The organism is Agromyces sp. NPDC004153 (assembly GCF_053603635.1).
Genome location: NZ_JBSGFY010000001.1, coordinates 1189560 through 1208615 on the forward strand (window position 1 = coordinate 1189560; position 19056 = coordinate 1208615).

Here is a 19056-nt window from a genome sequence, read left to right on the forward strand (position 1 = left end):
TCATTGGTACATAGGCTGGTCGGGGCGGCAACGACGCCGCGCGTGGGCGGGAGGTCGGATGCTCGAGGCGCTGGCGACGTTGTCGGGGCTGGCTGACAAGCACCCCGTCCACGGTCGGCGGCTGCGCGCGATTCGCAGGCGCGTCTACCGCAGAATCGTCGACCTGCGCGCCGAGGTCGTCCGCTCGCCTGAGCCGATCCCCTTCGCCGATCTCGACCGTGGCGCATTCGCTCCGATCCGCGCCGGCGCCCGCTTCGGCCGGCCGCTCGAATGCGCGTGGCTGCACATCGCGGGCGACGTGCCCGCTGAGACTGCAGATCCCGTCGTCATGCTCGGCATCCGCGGCGAGGGACTCGTCTACTCCGCCGACGGAGCGATGCTCGACTCGATCAGCACCGTATGGATCCAGGGCGATCTGCCGCACAGCGGCGGAAGGTTCCGGCCCGTCTCTCACGCCGACCTGTCGACGGGCCGTGTGGACCTCTACGCCGACGTCGCGTTCAACGGCTTCCTGTTCCTCGGCGTCGGGCGCGGCGTGTACTTCGGTGCCCACCTCGCCGAGCGCGACGACGACGCCTTCGGGCTGTACTACGACTACCTCGCCCTGTTCGTCCTGGCGGTGTCGACCGATGACTCCCGGCTCGCGGCCGATCTGCACGCCGCGCTCGGCGGGGCGTACTCGCGTTTCGCTGCGGGTGACACTCGAGCCGCCCGCGCGCGTCTTGCGGAGGAGCTCTCGCAGCCGTCCACGAGCGCGCTCACGTACAGCGCCGTCGGGCACGGCCACCTCGACATGGCGTGGGTATGGCCCATCCGCGAGACCAAGCGCAAGGCCGCGCGCACCTTCCTCAAGGCGCTGGACTCCATCGACCGCTACGACGACTTCATCTACGGAACGAGCCAGCCGCAGCAGCTGCAGTGGACGAATGAGCGGCATCCCGAGCTGTTCGAGCGGGTGAAGGATGCCGTGGCGAAGGGCCGCATCGAACTGCAGGGCTCGTTCTGGGTCGAACCCGACACGAATCTGCCCAGCGGGGAGTCGCTGATCCGTCAGGCCCTGGTCGGGAGACGATTCCTGAAGCACGAGTTCGGACTCGACGACGAGGACCTGCGGCTGTGCTGGCTGCCCGACACCTTCGGCTACAGCGGCAACCTCCCGCAGATCCTTCGCGGCTGCGGCATGGACTGGTTGCAGACCATCAAGCTGTCGTGGAACAGGGTCAACGTGTTTCCGCACCGCACGTTCCGCTGGGAGGGCATCGACGGGTCTTCGGTGCTCGTCCACATGCCGCCGGAGGGCGACTACAACAGCCGCGCCGCGGCCGACGGCCTGCTCAAGGGCGTCGACCAGTATCCCGAGCGCGATCTGGGGACGGCACTGCTGGTGTACGGCGCAGGCGACGGCGGAGGCGGGCCCGGTGAGGTGCACCACGAGCTGCTCCGGCGCGAGGCGTCGCTGCGTGGGCTTCCGAAGGTGGAGAAGTCCCCGGCATCCGCCTTCTTCCACGCTCTCGAGCAGCGCGACATCCCCCAACGGCACTCCGGCGAGCTCTACCTGGAAACCCATCAGGGTACGTACACCACGATCGGGCACACCAAGCGGCACAACCGCATCGCCGAACGCAAGCTGCACGAGGTCGAGGCGCTCGCCGCCCTGGCGGGCGCCGACGTGAACGCCGAGCTCGAGCCGCTCTGGCGCGACGTGCTGCTGAACCAGTTCCACGACATCCTTCCCGGCTCGTCCATCGAGCGCGTCAACCGTGAAGCGCGCGAGTCGTACGGCGAGGTCGAACAGGAGCTCGACCGTATCGGTGCGCGACTGGCGGACGACCTGCCCCGCGGCGACGCAGGCCCGTCGGCGATCAACCTCACCTCATTCCGCCGGCACGACCACGTGCACGTCGACGGACGGTGGTGGTCGGCCGACGTCGGCCCGTATGCTGCCGCCCCCCTGCAGCCGGTCGGCACGTTCGCCGACCTTTCGCACACCGCCGATGCGATCTCGAACGGCCTGCTCACGGTGCGCTTCGACACCAGCGGCGAGATCGTTTCGTGCGTCGACGCCGCGGGCACCGAGCACGCGGCCGGCTCCTTCAACCGCCTCGCAGTGTACAGAGACCCCTACCAGTTCCCGTGGGACGCGTGGGACATCGATCCCGGCTACGTCGACACGAAACCGAAGGTGCTCACGGTCTCCTCCCACCGCACGTCGATCGACGGGCCGTTCGTGATCCGCCACCACGAGTACCGCGCGGCGAAGGTCACCGTGCGTCAGCGCATCGTGCTCGAGGCGGGCAGTCCCGTCATCCGGTTCGAGACGCACGCCGACTGGCACGAGAGACACCGCATGCTGCGCGCCGAGTTCCGCCCGCGTCACTACGGCGGCCAGGCGCTGTGCGAGATCCAGTTCGGGCATATCGCACGCCCCACGACCGAGCGGGACGCCATGGAGAAGGCGCAGTTCGAGATCTGCGCCCACAAGTGGATCGCGACGGTGGCGGATGCCGGTGGCTTCGCGCTGCTCAATGATTCGAAGTACGGGCATCGGGCGAAGAACGGGCTCATCAGCCTCAACCTGCTGCGGGCGCCGACGTTCCCGGACAAGACCGCCGACCGCGGCGCCCACGAGTTCACGTACGCATTCATGCCGTTCGCGCCCGACGATCTGGCCGCCGTCGTCCGCGAGGCATATCGCCTGAACAATCCGCTGCTGCCCGCCGACGGAGTGGTCTTCGGCAGCGCCGTTTCGGCCGACGACCCGGGGGTGGTGGTCGAGACGGTGAAACCTGCCGAGGACGGCTCGGGCGTGATCGTGCGGCTGTACGAGAGCCTCGGGCTGCCGACCCAGACGGCGCTGCGCCTTGCCATCCCGCATGCGCGCGCTGTCGAAACCGACCTCATCGAGCGACGCCTCGGATCGGCGGATCTCGCGCACCTGAGCTTCCGCCCGTTCGAGATCAAGACGATCCTGCTGGAACGCACATGAGCGTCGTCGCCACCGAAGCGAGGATCCCGAGCCCCCGCACGCAGCGGATCTCGATCATCGCGGCTGGGTTCGGCCAGAACCTCGTCCTCACGACGGTCACGACGTTCATGCTCGTCTACCTGTTGCAGTACGCCCGGATCAGCACTGCAGGCATCGCGGTCGTGACCGCCGTCATCACGGTCGCGAAGATCTTCGACGCGATCAACGACCCGGTGATGGGCAGCCTGGTCGACATGACCCGCACACGCTGGGGCAAGCTGCGGCCGTACATCCTCTTCTCCGCCGTGCCGGTCGCGGTGCTCTCGACGTTGCTGTTCACAGTGCCGGACGTGTCCGAGACGGGCAAGATCGTCTACTTCGCCGTCTGCTACGTCTTGTGGGGCATCGCCTACACGGTGTGCGACGTACCGTTCTGGGGGCTCATCGGATCGGCGTTCTCCGAACCCGGGTATCGCATGCGTGTGATCTCCAACGTGCGCGCGTTCGGCGGGATCGCGCTCGGGCTGGCGACGCTCGGGATGCCGTGGCTCGCCCTCCTGCTCAGCTCGGACGACCAGACCACCGGCACCGGATGGTCCCTGGCGGTGGGTGTCGTCTCGGTCCTGGGCATGGGCCTCTTCTTGCTGGCGTTCACCAACACACGCGAGCGGCACAGCCCCGGAGTGCAGTATCGCCTCACATTCCGGCAGCTGTTCGGCACGCTGCTACGGAACACGCCGCTGCTCATGGTGCTGATCGGGTCGGTGCTCGGTTTCGGCCGTTACATCGTGCAGGTCGGCGGCGCGGTGTTCGTCGTGATCGCCTACGACAGCGAGGGCGCGTTCACCCTCATCGGCGCAGCGATCATCACCGGCATGGTGCTGGCATCGTTCCTCACGCCGCTGCTGCTCAAGGGCATGTCGGCGAAGACCCTCGCGATCGGCAGCTCGGTGATCGGCGCGGCGCTGTTCGTGGCGATGTTCCTCGCCGGGTTCGAGAACATCGCCGTGCTGCTTGTGTTCATTTTCCTCACGGGGATGACCCTCGGCATCTTCCTCGTCGTGCAGGCGACGATGATCGCCGACGCCGTGGACGACATCGAGCGCCGCACCGGGGTGCGCAACGACGGCATCTCGTTCTCGACGCTCACCTTCGTGTCCCAGACCATGGCCGCACTGGCGGTGCTCGTCTTCGGCATGTTCATCGTGCTCGCCGGATACGAAGCTGGCGTGACCGTGACCCCCGAGATGCAGTGGACCGTCTTCGTGTCGCTCACGCTCGTACCCGCCGTCAGCTGCCTGGTGTCGGCGATCCCATTCATGTTCTACCGGCTCGGTCGCTGAGTCGCTATTGGCGTCAATATCTCTGTCTGCTGTGGTCTTCGACGTCGCGCCATCAGGGTTGGACACATGGATCTCCGTCGACATGGCTCGGCGCAACACGCCGTGATGCCGTGTTCGCTGGCTGCGTCGTGACCTCCTGAATGGCGATCAGGTCGAAGCATGATGCCATCTCTGCCAGGTAATACAGCGACTCTTGGGTCGGGGGCCCCATTTGAACTCGTTTGAGTCGAAATCCTGATTTTCCAGGTCGCCAGCATCGGCGAGCTGTCACACGCTTGGCCGTGAGGCGGAGCGCTTCGTCTGCGCAAGCCTTGACTCAAGTCCGAGGGTCGACACTACGATTTGTCGTCGGGCAGCTTTGCTGGGGGGCGTTGGCGACGGAGAAATCAGCGGGGCGCAGTCGAAGGGGGTACCGCTGCTGGCGAGTTCGGGTGTTTACCGACATTCGGGTCCGGTCCCGTTCCGGGATGTGATGACTTCGCCGTCAGTACAACCTGGCTGCCAAAGTAGAACGAGGCAACGGCAACGACGAGCGTGCCGAGGGTAGTAAGCAACTGCTGGGACATCTCGGCGGATGGAGACGGTCCGGCTTGAAGAACGAGGCGAACAAACGGGTCTCCGTTTTCATCTTCCCCGAAGTCGTCGGGAGGCAACTCGTCCCAGTCCAAGATGGTCTGATCGGAGGAGAACTCTTCTGCCTGCCTTTGCGTGATCTTGTCAAAGACCCTCTCCTGCGCGCGATCTGCGTTCGTGATCAAGAAGACCGCCACGACCGAGAAGAGCAGAATAAGGAGGAGTGCAATGATCGCGCGGATGCTTCCCTCAGGTAACCCCATGGCATGTTTTTGGTCGGCCAAACCGAGCCTATTGAAGACGATGGCGGCGGCGGCCAGTGCAAGGATGAGCACCATCACTGACGCCACCACCACGAGGGTCAACGCAACCTCCGCGTTCAGGAAGTTGAAGCTGCTCAGCATCCACAGCACCAGCGCGAGTGCCGCGAGGATGACGACGAAGCCCAGGACCATCCACCACACCGCCCCAGATGCCGTCCGCGGATCTTCTCCGGACTGGCCGGAGTTCGTGTCAGTCATCCATCCCCCCAATCGCTGTGCCGTTTCCCATTCAGGTACACGGAACCAGCCATGGCGAACCGCCGGCCGCCCGGGCCGATCGTCCTTCTAAGATCCAGTCGCTTTGCGCTCCCATGCCCGCTTCCAGGGGCTGCCGTAAAGCACGTACGCCGCCCAAGCCGGCTGCTCAAAGCCGTGACGAGCGACGACGGCACTTCGGCCACGGAGCATCGCCTCGCCGAGGGTGCCGCGACCGACCTCCTCGACCAGCAGCTCGGCGTAAAAAGCTTCGGCGAAGGTGGATGCCGCCTCGTCGTCTATCTCCCAGGCGGCACCAACGAAGCCGCGCGCTCCGGCCGCCAAGACACCGGTGACCAAATTACGGGTCGCCTGGCTCGCGGTTCCCCGGCGGATCTCCGCGTCATAGTCACCCGCGGGCTGGAGCCGAACGTCACCCGTGGTGCCGGAATAACAGGCGTTCGCCACCAAGAGTCGTGGAAGGTAGTGGCGGGAGGACAAATCCTGTGCGGTCAGGATCTGGTCTCGCAGCACCAAGCCTCCGGCGTCTTCTCGGAGCACGTCGAACGTCGCGTGGCCCGCGTAGTGCACGACGTCGTAGCACACAGTGTCTAACGCTTCTGACACGTTCTTGTAAGTGGCCTCCTCGCCAATCAGCGGTTGCACGTCGGCGCCTGACCTTTCCAGGGAGGCGACGACGGCCTTCGCCTCGGCGTGGGCGGCTGGAAGATCGCCCGTCGGATCACCGATCACGAGAACTGATAGCCGCTCATGGTCGGGAACGAACGCCGACTGCCGACCCGGCGTGCTCAACTCCACCTGACGCGCGAAGCGCTGGTCGAGTACGACGTGGGAGTCGCCGACGGTCAACAGCTCCCACGGGAGGTCGACGGTCGAGTCGTCGAGGCGGAAGACGACGTAGTCGCCAGGGTTTCGGGTCAGGAGATCCTCGGCCTCGATGCCGGCCTCGCCGAGGAACGCGTTGAAGAGCTGGCTACCGATGCTGACGAGCGACTTCTTCCGCTGATCCGCTTCTGATTCCTTGAGCACCTGTTCACGAAGATTCTGGACGATCTTCTTGGCCACATCGTTCGGGAACGGAAACAGTTTGGCCATGTCGAACGCTTCGTGGCCGATCCGAGTGACCTTCAGCTGCTCCCCTGATCGGGTGACACCAATCCGCAGATGCTGTTCTACCTCCCGAGGTGGCGGGTCGTGGGCGGTGAGGGTACGGCGCACCTCCAACTCGGCGGTGTAGACGTGCAGCGTAAGGTCGTGGCGGAACGAGTGCAGCGCCTCTCGGATCTCTTTCAATCGATCGGCATCGCGCTCGACGATCGTGAGTTCCCGCAGCCGATCCCCGCGTGGCCGCCGAACGACGGCGTCGAGGGCACCGGTCACCAGGGCCGTCGCGGCGGCACCGACCCGGCCGATCCCCATCGAACCGCCCAAGACGACTGTCGCGACATCCGGGGCGCCCACGGTGGCCGCCGCTTCGACCACCGCCGCTCCCAGTTCGGGGAGCCGCGTGAGCTCGATTTCTTCGGCGTCACCGAGACAGACGACCGCGACACAGGGGCTGGCCAGGGGGCTCGTCAACGTCGGCAGTAGATGCGTCGTTCCCAACTTGCTTCGGCGCGGGCCGATGTGCCGGGCGAGGGCGCCACCGAGCACCGCGTCGACCGCCGCTTCCGCGCCGCCGGCGGCGACATCGTTGATGTGCCCGACCACGATCATGGACGCCTCGGCGTCGATGATGTCTCCTGCGGCGAGGCGGAGGACGAATGGTTGGGAAGAGCGCGACTCCACGGCCCGTCAGTTTCCGGTCAGTGCGCTCTGGTAACGCCTCAGGAAGTCATCCCACTGCCGCCCGGCGAAACTGAGATCGGCGTAGTACTTCGACACTGACTGCAACGGCTTGGGGCAGTACAGGGTGATCCCTCCGCATTCTTCGACGGTTGGTCCCCGGTGTCCCTCCGCGACCACGTAGGCGCCGGGCTGGAGGGCGTCGAGAACAGCTCGCGCTCCCTGCCGGACCGAATCATCGTCGATGCTGGCGGCGAGGCCGAGGCAGAATGTGCGCAGATCGACGAGCTCACCGGTGAAGTACACGGTCTGCCCCAAGGCCGATGTGACGAGGGCGGCTCCGGGTCCATCTGCCAGGTGGTCGTTCAACGCAGTCGCCAGGCCGTCAACTGCGACCGCGAAATCTTCCAGATGTGCGGTGTTGACGGCGGCCTGGGTGACCGGCCATTGATCGCGGCGATTCTCATAGGACTCGATGTAGCGCGAGACGACGATGCCGCCGAGTTCGGCTCCGGAAGCACCGGGTTGAGCGTTCAGGTCCGTGAGGATGGCGGTGTACGGCCAGCCGTCCCCGGGCTCGAGTTCCTCGGACCCGACCACGTATTCGACGACCTCGCGGGCCTCGTACGCCACCTCAAAGGCGCTCATCAGGCACGCGTCCATACCGAGCAGAGCCAATGGACCACCCAGATCTTCGCAGGCCGCCTTCAGCACTCGGCCCAACTCGATGGTGTCCAGCGAGTGACCGGTGCCGTCGTCGGAGGCGATACCGCGGTCTCCCGCGTCCGGCAGGGCGAGGATCTCCTGGACCGTCGAGCTGAACAGACTCAGCGCCACCTGCTGTGAAGAGCGCAGTCCCATCTCCCGGGGCGTGACGCCGGTATCGCCGCGAGACGCACGGACTTCGTCGTAGAGGTCATCGAGGTCGTCAGGCCGCCAGCCGGACCCGTGGTTCCACACGGTGAGCGCGTAGCGTTCCGCCGGAGCGTTGGCGTGCGCCCAGCGCACGAAATCCAGCAGAGTCTGCGGTCGGCCCGAATCGGCGTTACCCACCTGCTCGACGAGATCGGCCTGCCCGTGCTCGCCCAGCAGGATGTACTGCGCGCCGGAATGTCCCAGACGCTTGATGAAGACGGCCACCTGCACATCCGCGGTCGATCCGACGCGGCGCATCTCCTCGAGATCTTTCGTTGCGAACGAAGTCAGGTTGTTGAATCCGGCCATGTACACCATGAACGTCCATTGAGCAGCCACAGCCAGCCCCTTTCTGGTTTCAGACATTCGACGATTGCGGCATTAGTCGCCCTGGCCCTCGACTTCAAGGGTTAGTCGCTCTTGGCTCGCACGGAGAAGGTAGGAATACCGTCCCAATGGCAGCGGCTCCTCTCCCACAAAGTCGTACGGAATGATTGAGCGGTCGCCGGCAGGGCCAGTAACTTCGATGCGGGCGATACGGCGCGCTTCTGGCACCTCCCGGTATTCGCTGTACGACTCGTTGGGGATGGCGCCGAAATCAACGACATCCTGTGAGCGAGTCGGTGCGTACACACGTACGGAGTCGAGGTCCGTGCCGGTTTCGTTGTGCACCCGAATGAGTACCATCCCGGCCTCAGCTCAGGAAGTCGATTCCGGCGCTGATGAAGTCCATTCGCCGCTCCGCAGCGGTTCCCCCGCCCGTGGTCACTCCGATTGAGATTCCAGCACCCCAGAACACATCCGGCTTGTGCGGAACTCCAAACACCGCAAACGGAAGACTGCCGGACAGATTCACTGACTGATGAGCCGCGATTCGCGCCGAGCCGTCGTAGATGTGAACATCGCGCACAACCGCGTTGCCGCCGCCTGTGACGAGCCTGAGCATCGCCCGGGCAAACGCAAGACGGTTGTTGCTGACGATCACCGGGGTTGGGATAGCGAAGTGGTACCAGTTGGTGGTGTTCGGTTTACCCACCACCCGGGTGAAGAACCCGAAACGGATCAACGACTCGACGTTGGCGTCGACCTCGACATGCAGGTCGGTGCCATGGACCCACTGGGCCTGCTCGATCGCAAAGCTCCCGTACAAGCTTCTGATGCCCTCGATGTCATCGGACTCGACCGCTCGGTGCGGACCACCATAGAACGGAGCCATCAGGGCGCCGGCGACAGCGGAGTGTCCCAGCCCAAGGGAATGCCCGAACTCGTGCGCGGCAACAGTAACGAGATCGATCCCGCTGCCGGGCGGCACGGTGACCGTCCATGTCTCCGCCTCGTCGAAGTGCGCATCCCCCATGATGGGAGTGACTGGGGCTGGCGGCACGGAGGGGTAGAACGCGTGGGCCAGGACGCCGCTGGCCCCGTCAAAAGGCGAGCCATCGCCGTGGTCGCCGGCTACGAATCGGATGATTATCTCTGGCGAGGAGGCCAACGGCACCAGGCTGAAGCGCAGCGGTGTGTATGCCGCCCAGAGCGCGAATGCCTGCGCCAGGCTGATGGTTATCTGATCACTGGTGAGGTCTGGAGTGAAGTTCTCGAACGCGTAACGGATGTTGTTGGTCGCCCATTTGCGGCCCGAGGTTGCAAACTCCGCAAGGCCAGGCAGATCCGGGAGTCCGCATCTGGGCTGATTCATCTTGGCTGCGGTCAGCTCATCGACGATGCCCGTGATCGGGAGGCCCGCGAACTGCTGAAAGCGGCGGACTGCTTGACTCGTCGAATCGTCGAAGGTGCCCGGCGTGGCCTCACCTGGCTGTCCCGCAAGGGTGGCGAAATCATCGCCCTCTACCAACGGGAACGGTGCGGCGCCGAAGCGCTCCACCACATCGGTGACATCGCCGAGATAGCCAAACGTTTTCAGATACTCCTGAACGGTGGTTACATTCTTGCCCTTGTCCCCTGTTTCCAAACCGGAGGGGATCCCGCTTCTCTTGACCATCTCAGATCTCCGTGGCGAGGGTGAAATGAACGCACTGTTGTTTCGCAGCGCTGACTCTCAGTGTCCTCGCATATCAGAACTTGAACAGTCCTCACTTTGACGGACCGTCGCCTCTCGACGAGGGGCCGAATTGCCGGCTAACTGTCAGGGCCGCTGGTGCGGCAGCACAAAGTCGTAACCTTGTGCGAAGTGCCCATCCCCCGCGGTGCACCGGCCCTTGCCTTCGTAGCCGTCATAGAACATGACATTGCACTTATTGCAGAACCGCCATTGAGTTTGCGCGGTTACCGTTCCAGGGACATCGTGAGGCAACGCGAAGTTGTAACGGAAGCGAGTCTCCCGAGCGTGGCCGCCGGACCTGCCGGGACACGCGCCCTTCTGGTCATAGCCGTCATAGAACATGGCCCAGCAGGTTCCGCAGAACCGCCAGCCGTTCTGCGCTGTTGGTGAAGGGGCCGCGCGGACGGGGATCTCGAACTGGTAGCCCATCGCCTCGTGATAGGCGCCGGCCGGGCATATACCCTTCGGCGTTCCAGCGGGCTCGTATTTTCCCTCATAGAAGAGGCTCTGGCATTTGTGACAGAAGCGGAACGCTTGTACGACCATCAAGCTCATTACGACCCCCCGGTTGAGCTCCATTGGTGCCGCCACTCTACGTCGCCGCCGCAGTGACGAACAAGGTTTCGCCGGGATTCACGCAGTCGGGGTATTCGGGCCAGCTGACTCTCTCATGTCCCTGCCGTAATTCGGGGCAAAGGGGGTCCAACACGTGCACTCGCGCCGAAATAGGCGCCTCTTGGTGTCGGGGCCGAAGTCTTGCCCTCAAGGAAACGAGGATCGGTGCCGAGCATTGCCTCATTCGCTGATTCGCCGTGTGTGGAGAACAAGATCGTGGTCCCGGGCAGCACCTGGCAAGTGTCCATGCAAGGGCAGGATTATCGGATTCCCACCATTTTTCACGGACGTATGGCGGACCACCGAGCCAGAACTCCACTGGCTGGCAGACGTCGGTTCAACTCTCGCGACCGGATCCCACAATCCGAGAATCGACGGAGTCCAGGGTTGCTCGAGCCTTCACGCGGACTACTGTTCTTTTAACCCCTTGCGAGATGCCCAATCACCTTTGGCTATTGGGCGTCAGAAAGTTGAATAGTCATGGCAAAGAAGACCGTCGTTTCACTCATCGACGACATCGATGGCTCGGAAGCCGTCGAGACTCTCGCGTTTGCTTTCGATGGCACGAACTACGAGATTGACCTCTCGAAGAGCAATGCGAAGGCGTTCCGGAAAGCAATACAGCCCTACGTCGACGCCGGCCGGAAGGCAACCACTCGATCCGCACGACGTACGTCGTCATCAGGTACCAACCCGCGGGACATTCGGGCCTGGGCGGCCGCCAACGGAGTGGACGTGCCCGCTCGCGGCCGCATCCCCGCCAACGTTCAGGAGCAATACCGCGCCGCTAACTCCTAGAACCATCCCCCTAAACTCTGCCAATTCCTTCGCATCTCGCGGCTCGGTTCAGGTCGAATGCGGGAGCGGGTCCCGCACCTCCATCGAAAAGGGGGCTGGGCATCGATCTCAGTGTGCTCACTGATGTGGATGACCCGATTCCGAGACCCGAATGCGCCAGTGCGCTGGATCCGGCGCCAGTGAAAAGGATCGCACATCCCATTCCGGGGACTGGAGCAGCCAAGATGAGTACGCACGTCGATGACGAAGACCGGCAGGCCGAGCCCCAACCTGAAACTCAAGCGGCAGAAGCGCGGCGCTCATCCACAGGGAATCGTGGATGGCGCCTGCTGCTGCGCCCGCCGGCGATCAACGAGGATCTGGTCACGCGAGTCGTAGCGAGCGAATGACTGCTGGCCGCAATGGCCCAAGATCCCCGAGATTCTGCTGTTGTAGCGAGGGCGGGACTCGAACCCGCGACACCACGATTATGAGCCGTGTGCTCGTATCGATGCTGCCAGTCCAAGCGCATCGAGGTCGAGAACCGCGCGATCGCGGGCATCGTGCGTCACGCGGGGCACGTCTTGATCACGCCGTCGATATCTCAACTGTGGTCAATATGTGGTCAGGTGGAGACTCCTATGCGCTGGGAGTGCCCGCATTTGAAACTCTCCGGCTTAGGTGCCGGCGTGAGAGCGGCTCACCACCGTTCTGTGAGCCAGTCATACTTGTCGGCGAAGTGCTGGTATCGGAGCATCAACATCTCGGGGTCCGGCTCCGCACCGCGATGCGGTCTATTGAGGAAATCAAAGGTGGAGCTGACGAAGGCCAGCGCAACCGGATCCCTTCTGGCCTGATCGAGGACGTCAGGCCGAAAGAGCACGTCGAGGTTCGGCGGGATGACAGCGATTTGGTGCCGGTCGAATGCGAGATGGTGATTGGCGCAAAGAGCGACTCCATTCGATGTCACATCTCGAGAACCGGGCGCGGACGCCGGATAGATATGCGCGCCTTGAACGAGGTTGAGTCCGAGGCCACACATTGCGCAGCGACGTTCATAGGCGTCAAGGACGTCGCCGCTAAACCACGTGTCACGGATCAGCGCCGACACCGCCCGACGGAGCCGAATAGCGCTTCCTACCCGTCCGGCAGCGGTCGGCCGCCGAGTGTTGAGGTGTCCCGTGGCTCTGACTGCCGTCTGGACCTCGCGCTCGTCAGGATGAACGCGGGCGATCAGCGAAGCGATTGCCAACGGAAGGAGCTCGGGGTGGAAGCAGACGAGATGCTCGTCGCTGGCAGTGATCTTTGTGGCCCACCCGTTTTCGGCCGCCCTCAGGAGCGTCGCGATGGACACGAACATCGACCAGCGGGTGTCCCTGCCAATGCGTCTCTCTGGCTCCGGTAGCACTAGGACCGGCGCGGGGACTGAGAGGTCGTCGTCTTCATCCCAGAGGCCGAGCAACACCGTCACGCGGTCCCGGTACTCGAGGATCGGCCGGTCGCGACCGGGGTTCTGGAAGCGCCGCTCAGCGGGATTGCCGCGGTGGGTCCCATGGACCTCGCCGACGTAAATCGCTGTGGGGATGAGCTCGCAATCGACCTCAATACTGGCGAATGCGGGCCACCCGTTCCGAGGGTCCTCGATCCGGAACGTCGGGCCGACCAGGGATGCTATGTGGGCGACGAGGCTAGCTCGTGGGGGCATCAGCGACTGTGCGGTCGGGTCAACCGAAGGCCACCGCTTGCGATGGCTGTCTGTGTTCGAGGTAACCCAGTTGGCTCATTAGCGCGCGCACGACGGCCTTGCCGAGTTCGAGCGGGACGGCGTTGCCGAGCTGGCGTTGCACATCGGCGCGGGTGCCGTCGATCTTGAAGTCGTCCGGAAACGACATCAGACGCAGCATCTCGTGTACGCGGAGTCGCCGCGCGCGCTCTTCGCCAGAAGCGGTGCGGACGTTCTCCCAGTGGAAGGGGCCGACCCAAGGTCCGGGCTGCGCCTGGAGCGTGGTGGAGGGCCGGTTGGGATCGAGGCGGAGCAGGAAGGTCCAGTAGCGGCTGCGCCATTCGAAGTGGTTGCGGCCGCCGTAGCGGTCGGTGTGCCAGAGGTAGTTCTGGCCGGGCGGGATCTCCGCTGCGAGCTGCCCGTAGTTGCCATCTACGATCTCGTCGTCGGATGCTCGAACTAGCCTCGGAAGTCCATTGAACGCCTGTTCGGCGGTGACGTGCGGGAGCTTGCTTGTGTCGAAAGTCCGTGTGTGCTCGCTCCAGCCAGAGTGGGTCGGCTCGGGGAACTCGAACTTCTCCCCATCACGGCGGCCCACGACGAACACGCGGCGCCGAAGTTGCGGGACGCCGTAGTCAGCCGCGAGCAGGACCTTCCACTGTGGGTTGTAGCCTAGCTCGCCGAGTCCCTTCAGAAGGCGCTCGAACTGCGCCTTGTGGGTCTTGTAGGTCAGCCCCTGGACGTTTTCCAGGATGAATGCTTCGGGTCGAGAGTCACGCACCACGCGTACGTACTCGTCCAGCAGGGAGGCGTTTGGGTCGCGGCTCTCGCGCTTCTGCTCCAGCCAGAACCCGGACTTCGAAAACGGCGTGCAGGGTGGGCCGCCGACGACGAGTACCGGCTCTTTGGACCGCAGGCCGGCAGTGGCGAGAATCTCCTCGGTTGGGACCTCGCGGATGTCGCCGATGAGCGTCCTCGTGTCGTGGAAGTTCGCCTTGAGAGTCTGAAGGGCCGGCTCGTTGTAGTCGGTCGCGACAGATACGCGCAACAGTCCGCTGCCGGGATCACCGGCCACCAGCGGCTCTGCGTCGGCTCGCTCGACAGCTAGATCGAGTCCTCCTGCCCCGGAGAACAGGCTCACCACCGGGAGCTGCTCGCCCATTTGCCACCTCAGTCCTTCGTGCCCGCACCGCCCGTCATTCGCGGGGATTGCGTGTCTGACCAGTATGGTCGAGACGAGTCTGTCGCCAGCCTCCGACATGCCCATCGCAGGTCGGTGTGTGACGTCTCGCGTTGGAGGGAGGCCTTTGGAGGACGAGCTGCTTGTCGGCCGCGCCTTCGGCGAGGTCTACCGGGTACAGGGCCGGTCGGATCTGCGTGAATTCCTCATGCACTCTGTCGAGGCGTCAGGCGGCCGCGTCCTCTACGCCAGCGACCACCGCCGCGCTCCCGTCTATCTTGGAGTGCAGCTGGACTCGGACGAGCGGATCGGGATGCTCGTTTACCCATTCCGAGTCAAGAAGGTGAAGACCAATGGCAGGCCGGACGACGAGGTCCGCGGTCAGCTCCGTTACGGCTCCGAGGAAAGTTGGCAGCGGGAGCATCCGGTAGGCCGTGATGTCGCCGGCGTCGACGTCACGATGATCCTCGGCATCGACATCGCTGATGGCGTGATCCTCGGGCTCGACGCGAATCTGTGGGACCCACTGCCGATGGGGATCTCCTTCTACGCGAAGGACAGGGAGATCGAGCACGCAAAACGAAGCGGCTGGCATGTCTGGGAGAAAGTCAATCGTGGTGGAACGAAGCGGTCCGAAGCCCGCTCCCCCAGCAACCTTGAGACAGTCGTCGCGTTCGCTCCCGAGCGGCTCATTGACTACGCGAGGCTGGAGCGTCGCGCGACGTCGCTACGACTGGACCCTCCGCTGCGCTTCTCCGCCGCGACTGCAATGGCCGATCGTCTCCTCCCCGATGAGCCTCAACGTCGGCATGTGCTCGAGGAACAGTTCGCGTTGACCAGCGAGCAGATCCTCGACATCATCAGAGGCCGCAACCGGCTCTCCGTCGCCGTCAAAGGCGGCGTGGCCGAGTACCACCTGGAGCAGCAGCTCACCGGCGCGCCTGGCATCGCCTCGGTGACACGGCTCGACGTCGACGCGATGCACGACTTCGATGTGACGCTCGACGACGGCACGTTCTTGCGGGTCGAGTGCAAAAACGCCAGCCCCAGGAGGTCCGCCAGAGGTGCGTTCAGGGTCGAGGTGCAGAAGACCCGCGCCTCCAAGGGCGACCCCGCATCCCGCTTCTACGCGACCGACGGGTTCGATGTGGTGGCGGCATGCCTATTCTCGGCGACCGAGCGATGGGTCTTCCGCTTCGGCCGCACCGCGGACATGGCCCGACACAAGGATTACCCCGACCGGCTCGCGCCGATCCAAGCCATTACCGACGACTGGACCGACAGCCTCCCGGCACTCAGGCACTGACGGCTGCACGCGCGCGCACGATCTTGCCCACCCGCTCCGCGACGGAAGCCGGCGGCTCGTGCTCCCAGAACCGCACCACAAGCCAGCCTCTCCCCTCAAGTCGGGATGTCGTGTCCAGGTCGCGCGCCTGGTTGCGTCCGATCTTGGTGCTCCAGTATTCGAGGTTCGTGACAGGCATGGTGAAGTGCTCCGGGCAGCCGTGCCAGTAGCAGCCGTCAATGAACACAGCGACTCTCGCGCGCCTGAACAGCAGGTCAGCGGTGCGGCGCAGATCAGCCTCGGGTCGGGCGTTGACCCGGTACCGAAGTCCCTGGGCGTGGACGAGCCGGCGCACCAAGATCTCGGCCTTGGTGTCGCGGCCGCGGTTTCCTTGCATCGTCCTGCGCGCTGCCGCGCTGGAGGCCCAAGACTCGTACACCGCCCCAGAGTACCCGCTATGGCGAAGCCTCCTTCGGGTGTCTCGCCCTACTCATCAGCTTCGGGATCGTTCGGGAGAACAATCTGAGATATCTGACAGCGAGCCCGGGTGGGCGCTGTCCACCAATCATCGTTGGTCACCTACGATGCGCGACCACAACGCCGCCTCCGGAGCCATCGCGGAGGAGGGACACCTGGACTGATAGTCGCCTAGGGAATGCTGGAGAGCCTCCTACGAATTCTCGCGCGGCTCCCGCTTTGTTCGCCGAGTAAAGGTGTCGAAGAACTTGTCACGAGTGAGTCCTAGTGCAGTGAGCTGCGCTCCCACCGCATGCGCATCCTTGAAGGCGTCGTCATGAGCGAGGGCACGCGCGAATCTCTTAAGCGCCTTCTTGAGCTCTTTCATGTCGGCCCGATTGATGGAGCGGCATCCTGGCGGGGGCGTGCCAGCACGTTCAACGACGTGACTGGGGTGGACGGCGAGAGGAACGACCTTCGCGTCCGCACCGTACTCACCCTGACACCAGTTGACCGAACCGGCGAGCTGGTTGATGTCCTTCTTCCAAATCACCTGAGACGTGGCGCCGGTCTTCGCTTCGATCACGGCGTACTCGTGGTTGCCGATCGACCACATGACGTCGCTGCCGATCTTAAAGTCACGCTCAGGCTGCTGGGCTAGGAAACCCAGGTGCCTGCCCAGGGAAGCGAGTGCGTCCTCTGCCTCGTCGGTGCGAATCGGATCCCATGCGAGGTCGGCAATCATCGCGTCGACTCCGACCACGAGCGCGTCCCCACTCACGTACGTTCCGGCGAGGAATGACCGCGCCTCTTGGGCTTGGTCCGAGTTCTGCCCGATGCGCTCGTAAGCGACTCCGGCGAGCGGGGTTAGAACTGCCGGATTGTTCCGCGACGCCTGATCCAGCACCCGCTGAGCAGCAACGCCGTCCACATGACCGAGATAGGCGGCATGGACCTCCCCCACCCATCCGGCGAGCCGTATGTCACCCAATTCGAGGGCGGCATCTACTGCATCGCCCGCATGCTCGGCGGCATCCTCGTATCGTCCGACACGCGCCGCGTTGTAGGCTGCGCGCAGGTGCCGAGAGACGTCCGAAACCACTCCGGGGTCGTACTTGACCCCGAGCAGCGCTTCCCGCGAGAGCGTCCGAAAGTCGGCGTCGCCGCCGATGACCTGCCTGATTACTCCTTCGATGTCCTCCACCGAGGCGCCATCGAGGTCGGATGCGACCGTACGGGAAAGCTTCATCTGAGCGCGAGTCGCCGGTGAGAGGCGGTCCGAGACGTCGGCGCGAGCGACTAGCTGCGTCAACCTCGCTCCGATAAGGATTACTGCGCAGCGATCGTCCCGGCTTCGGACTCCGCGCCCTATCCCCTGCTCGAGGCGTTGAAGCTGACGCGCGACCATCGCCTCGCTGTCTCGCAGCGCGATCGCCTCGCGTCGCTCCGAGCCCGTGTAAGCGAATGGGAGGCTGTCGATGACGAGAAGCCTGCAGGCGTCATCGGGAAGATCGATCCCGTCGTAGCGACCGACGATCACCACGAGCCCGATGTGCTTCTTCCGAAGTTCAGCGACTGCGGCGCTGATGTGATCGGGCTTACTGACAGTCTTGACGGCGTACTGGTCCCACTGGTTGGCGATGCGCCAGCTCGGTACAAGGACGACGACGTTGTGGTCCGCGGAAATGGATGCTGCAAGCTCCCGGACCTCTCCCAATTTGATGCTCGCGTTGAGTTCCTGCGGGGCGAGCACAAGCCTGTCGCCAAGGTCGGACGCCGTGTCGGGAACGATCGAGTCGGCAACGCTCTCCGGGTTAGCATCGAAATGCGTCACGAGGAGGCTGTCGTCTGCGAGCGTCGCGGTCATGTAGATACGCCGCTTTGCCTCGGCGAGTGAGGGAAACTTCTCGACAGGCGGGCAAGGGGGCATGATCTCGATCTCCTCCGCGGAGACGGTGACCTCGCAAATAGCCAGCAGATTTGACATGACGGGCCACGCCCACTCGAACTCAGCGGACGCCCGATGCGGCCGCAGCAGCGTCAGGACCTGCTCCTGACGTTCGATCCACGCCCAGTAGGGAACGCGGAGCACGGCGCTCCTGTCGCCTTCGCGGATGTCCATATAGGCGTTGAGGCCCTGTGCCTTCAGATCGTCCTCGAACAGATCCAGCAGGGGCTTATACGTCTGGTGGCTGGAGGGGATGGCGAGGCGCGAGGCATCCTCGGCGATGGCGAGAGCGGCGTGGGCATCGTCGATGACCACGGTGCCGACGGGGATTGGCTGTCGAGTGGCCGACCCCTCGATACCGAACCTCGTCTTAGCGTTCATCAGTATCTGCATCGTCGTGACGCAGATGGCTTCGCCGCTGGTGAACTTGTAGCTCTCGGGGTCGGTCACCACCGCGAGCCCGAGAGCGTTCGCCTCTTCCTCCACGCGCTCTGCGAGGTGAGGGTCGGGAGCGACGTAGAGAGCGGGGCCTGCGCCCTCGTGCAGGGAGGACTGCAGCATCAGGAGGCCGACGATCGTCTTGCCGCCTCCGGTATTGGTCTTGATAACAAGATCGGTCTCGACGCGGCGCGGGTACCAAGCGTCGAGAACGGCCCCTTGCACGGCCCGGAGGTAGCCGTAGCCGGCTTCCTTATTCGGCAGCGCATCGAAGAGTGCCGTCGGTTCAGTAATGGCGCGGATGGCCGCCCCAGCCGTTAGCTTGCCGAAATTGAACCCGGTCTTCTTGGTCACATCTGAGTATCCCAGAGCCGTCCTGATCCAGCGGGTACGAGACGTCACCAGCCTAACCACGTGGAATCCTCCACTTTGGCGACCGAGCGACCGAGCGGTGC

At 64.3% G+C, this 19056-nt stretch carries 13 protein-coding genes; 4 read left to right on the plus strand and 9 right to left on the minus strand.

Annotated elements, in window-relative coordinates; all coding sequences use genetic code 11:
• Window positions 1–58 precede the first annotated feature (58 nt).
• Together ACWEOH_RS05555 and ACWEOH_RS05560 are read left to right on the plus strand one after the other, a co-directional pair.
• Window positions 59–2986: an alpha-mannosidase gene (locus ACWEOH_RS05555; RefSeq protein WP_452028970.1), complete on the plus strand. Its 2928-nt coding sequence runs from the start codon at window positions 59–61 to the stop codon at window positions 2984–2986.
• Complete coding sequence (locus tag ACWEOH_RS05560; protein ID WP_452028972.1) at window positions 2983–4308, plus strand: MFS transporter; 1326 nt, start codon at window positions 2983–2985, stop codon at window positions 4306–4308. Before ACWEOH_RS05555 ends, ACWEOH_RS05560 begins: the two co-directional genes overlap by 4 nt.
• Window positions 4309–4694: 386 nt before the next feature.
• On the opposite strand, the gene ACWEOH_RS05565 is transcribed toward ACWEOH_RS05560, so the two are convergent.
• From ACWEOH_RS05565 to ACWEOH_RS05585, 5 genes are all read right to left on the minus strand, one after another.
• Window positions 4695–5402 carry a hypothetical protein gene (locus ACWEOH_RS05565; protein ID WP_452028974.1) on the minus strand — a complete coding sequence of 236 codons (708 nt, stop codon included), beginning with the start codon at window positions 5400–5402 and terminating at the stop codon, window positions 4695–4697.
• An 87-nt stretch (window positions 5403–5489) separates the two neighbouring features.
• Window positions 5490–7208 (minus strand): CHAT domain-containing protein, encoded by a 1719-nt coding sequence (locus ACWEOH_RS05570; RefSeq protein WP_452028976.1) that lies wholly within the window; start codon window positions 7206–7208, stop codon window positions 5490–5492.
• Between the two features lie 6 nt (window positions 7209–7214).
• Complete coding sequence (locus tag ACWEOH_RS05575) at window positions 7215–8459, minus strand: clostripain-related cysteine peptidase (protein WP_452028978.1); 1245 nt, start codon at window positions 8457–8459, stop codon at window positions 7215–7217.
• A gap of 355 nt (window positions 8460–8814) precedes the next feature.
• A complete protein-coding gene (locus ACWEOH_RS05580) occupies window positions 8815–10119 on the minus strand; it encodes a DUF6623 family protein (RefSeq protein ID WP_452028980.1) in 1305 nt (434 codons plus the stop codon).
• 144 nt (window positions 10120–10263) lie between these two features.
• Window positions 10264–10758 (minus strand): hypothetical protein, encoded by a 495-nt coding sequence (locus ACWEOH_RS05585; protein WP_452028981.1) that lies wholly within the window; start codon window positions 10756–10758, stop codon window positions 10264–10266.
• 516 nt (window positions 10759–11274) lie between these two features.
• Here ACWEOH_RS05585 and ACWEOH_RS05590 point away from each other — a divergent pair.
• Window positions 11275–11592 carry a histone-like nucleoid-structuring protein Lsr2 gene (locus ACWEOH_RS05590; RefSeq protein WP_452028983.1) on the plus strand — a complete coding sequence of 106 codons (318 nt, stop codon included), beginning with the start codon at window positions 11275–11277 and terminating at the stop codon, window positions 11590–11592.
• Between the two features lie 679 nt (window positions 11593–12271).
• Here ACWEOH_RS05590 and ACWEOH_RS05595 read toward each other — a convergent pair.
• Both ACWEOH_RS05595 and ACWEOH_RS05600 read right to left on the minus strand, forming a co-directional pair.
• The gene (locus tag ACWEOH_RS05595) at window positions 12272–13276 is read right to left on the minus strand and encodes an HNH endonuclease (protein ID WP_452028985.1); all 1005 of its coding nucleotides are present in this window, start codon (window positions 13274–13276) and stop codon (window positions 12272–12274) included.
• Window positions 13277–13295: 19 nt separating this feature from the next.
• Complete coding sequence (locus ACWEOH_RS05600) at window positions 13296–14456, minus strand: DNA cytosine methyltransferase (RefSeq protein WP_452028987.1); 1161 nt, start codon at window positions 14454–14456, stop codon at window positions 13296–13298.
• 145 nt (window positions 14457–14601) lie between these two features.
• On the opposite strand from ACWEOH_RS05600, the gene ACWEOH_RS05605 reads away from it, so the two are divergent.
• On the plus strand, window positions 14602–15780 hold the full coding sequence (locus tag ACWEOH_RS05605) for a hypothetical protein (protein ID WP_452028988.1): 1179 nt from the start codon (window positions 14602–14604) through the stop codon (window positions 15778–15780).
• On the opposite strand, the gene ACWEOH_RS05610 is transcribed toward ACWEOH_RS05605, so the two are convergent.
• Both ACWEOH_RS05610 and ACWEOH_RS05615 read right to left on the minus strand, forming a co-directional pair.
• Entirely contained in the window at window positions 15770–16198 is a 429-nt protein-coding gene (locus ACWEOH_RS05610) for a very short patch repair endonuclease (RefSeq protein ID WP_452028990.1), read from the minus strand. The two genes, ACWEOH_RS05605 and ACWEOH_RS05610, sit on opposite strands and share 11 nt — an antisense overlap.
• 231 nt (window positions 16199–16429) lie before the next feature.
• Window positions 16430–18955: a helicase C-terminal domain-containing protein gene (locus ACWEOH_RS05615; protein WP_452028991.1), complete on the minus strand. Its 2526-nt coding sequence runs from the start codon at window positions 18953–18955 to the stop codon at window positions 16430–16432.
• Between the last annotated feature and the right edge of the window lie 101 nt (window positions 18956–19056).

Coding starts and splice junctions, on each gene's coding strand:
- ACWEOH_RS05555 (WP_452028970.1), top strand. CDS start 59: ATGCTCGAGGCGCTGGCGACGTTGTCGGGGCTGGCTGACAAGCACCCC.
- ACWEOH_RS05560 (WP_452028972.1), top strand. CDS start 2,983: ATGAGCGTCGTCGCCACCGAAGCGAGGATCCCGAGCCCCCGCACGCAG.
- ACWEOH_RS05565 (WP_452028974.1), bottom strand. CDS start 5,402: ATGACTGACACGAACTCCGGCCAGTCCGGAGAAGATCCGCGGACGGCA.
- ACWEOH_RS05580 (WP_452028980.1), bottom strand. CDS start 10,119: ATGGTCAAGAGAAGCGGGATCCCCTCCGGTTTGGAAACAGGGGACAAG.
- ACWEOH_RS05585 (WP_452028981.1), bottom strand. CDS start 10,758: ATGGAGCTCAACCGGGGGGTCGTAATGAGCTTGATGGTCGTACAAGCG.
- ACWEOH_RS05590 (WP_452028983.1), top strand. CDS start 11,275: ATGGCAAAGAAGACCGTCGTTTCACTCATCGACGACATCGATGGCTCG.
- ACWEOH_RS05595 (WP_452028985.1), bottom strand. CDS start 13,276: ATGCCCCCACGAGCTAGCCTCGTCGCCCACATAGCATCCCTGGTCGGC.
- ACWEOH_RS05600 (WP_452028987.1), bottom strand. CDS start 14,456: ATGGGCGAGCAGCTCCCGGTGGTGAGCCTGTTCTCCGGGGCAGGAGGA.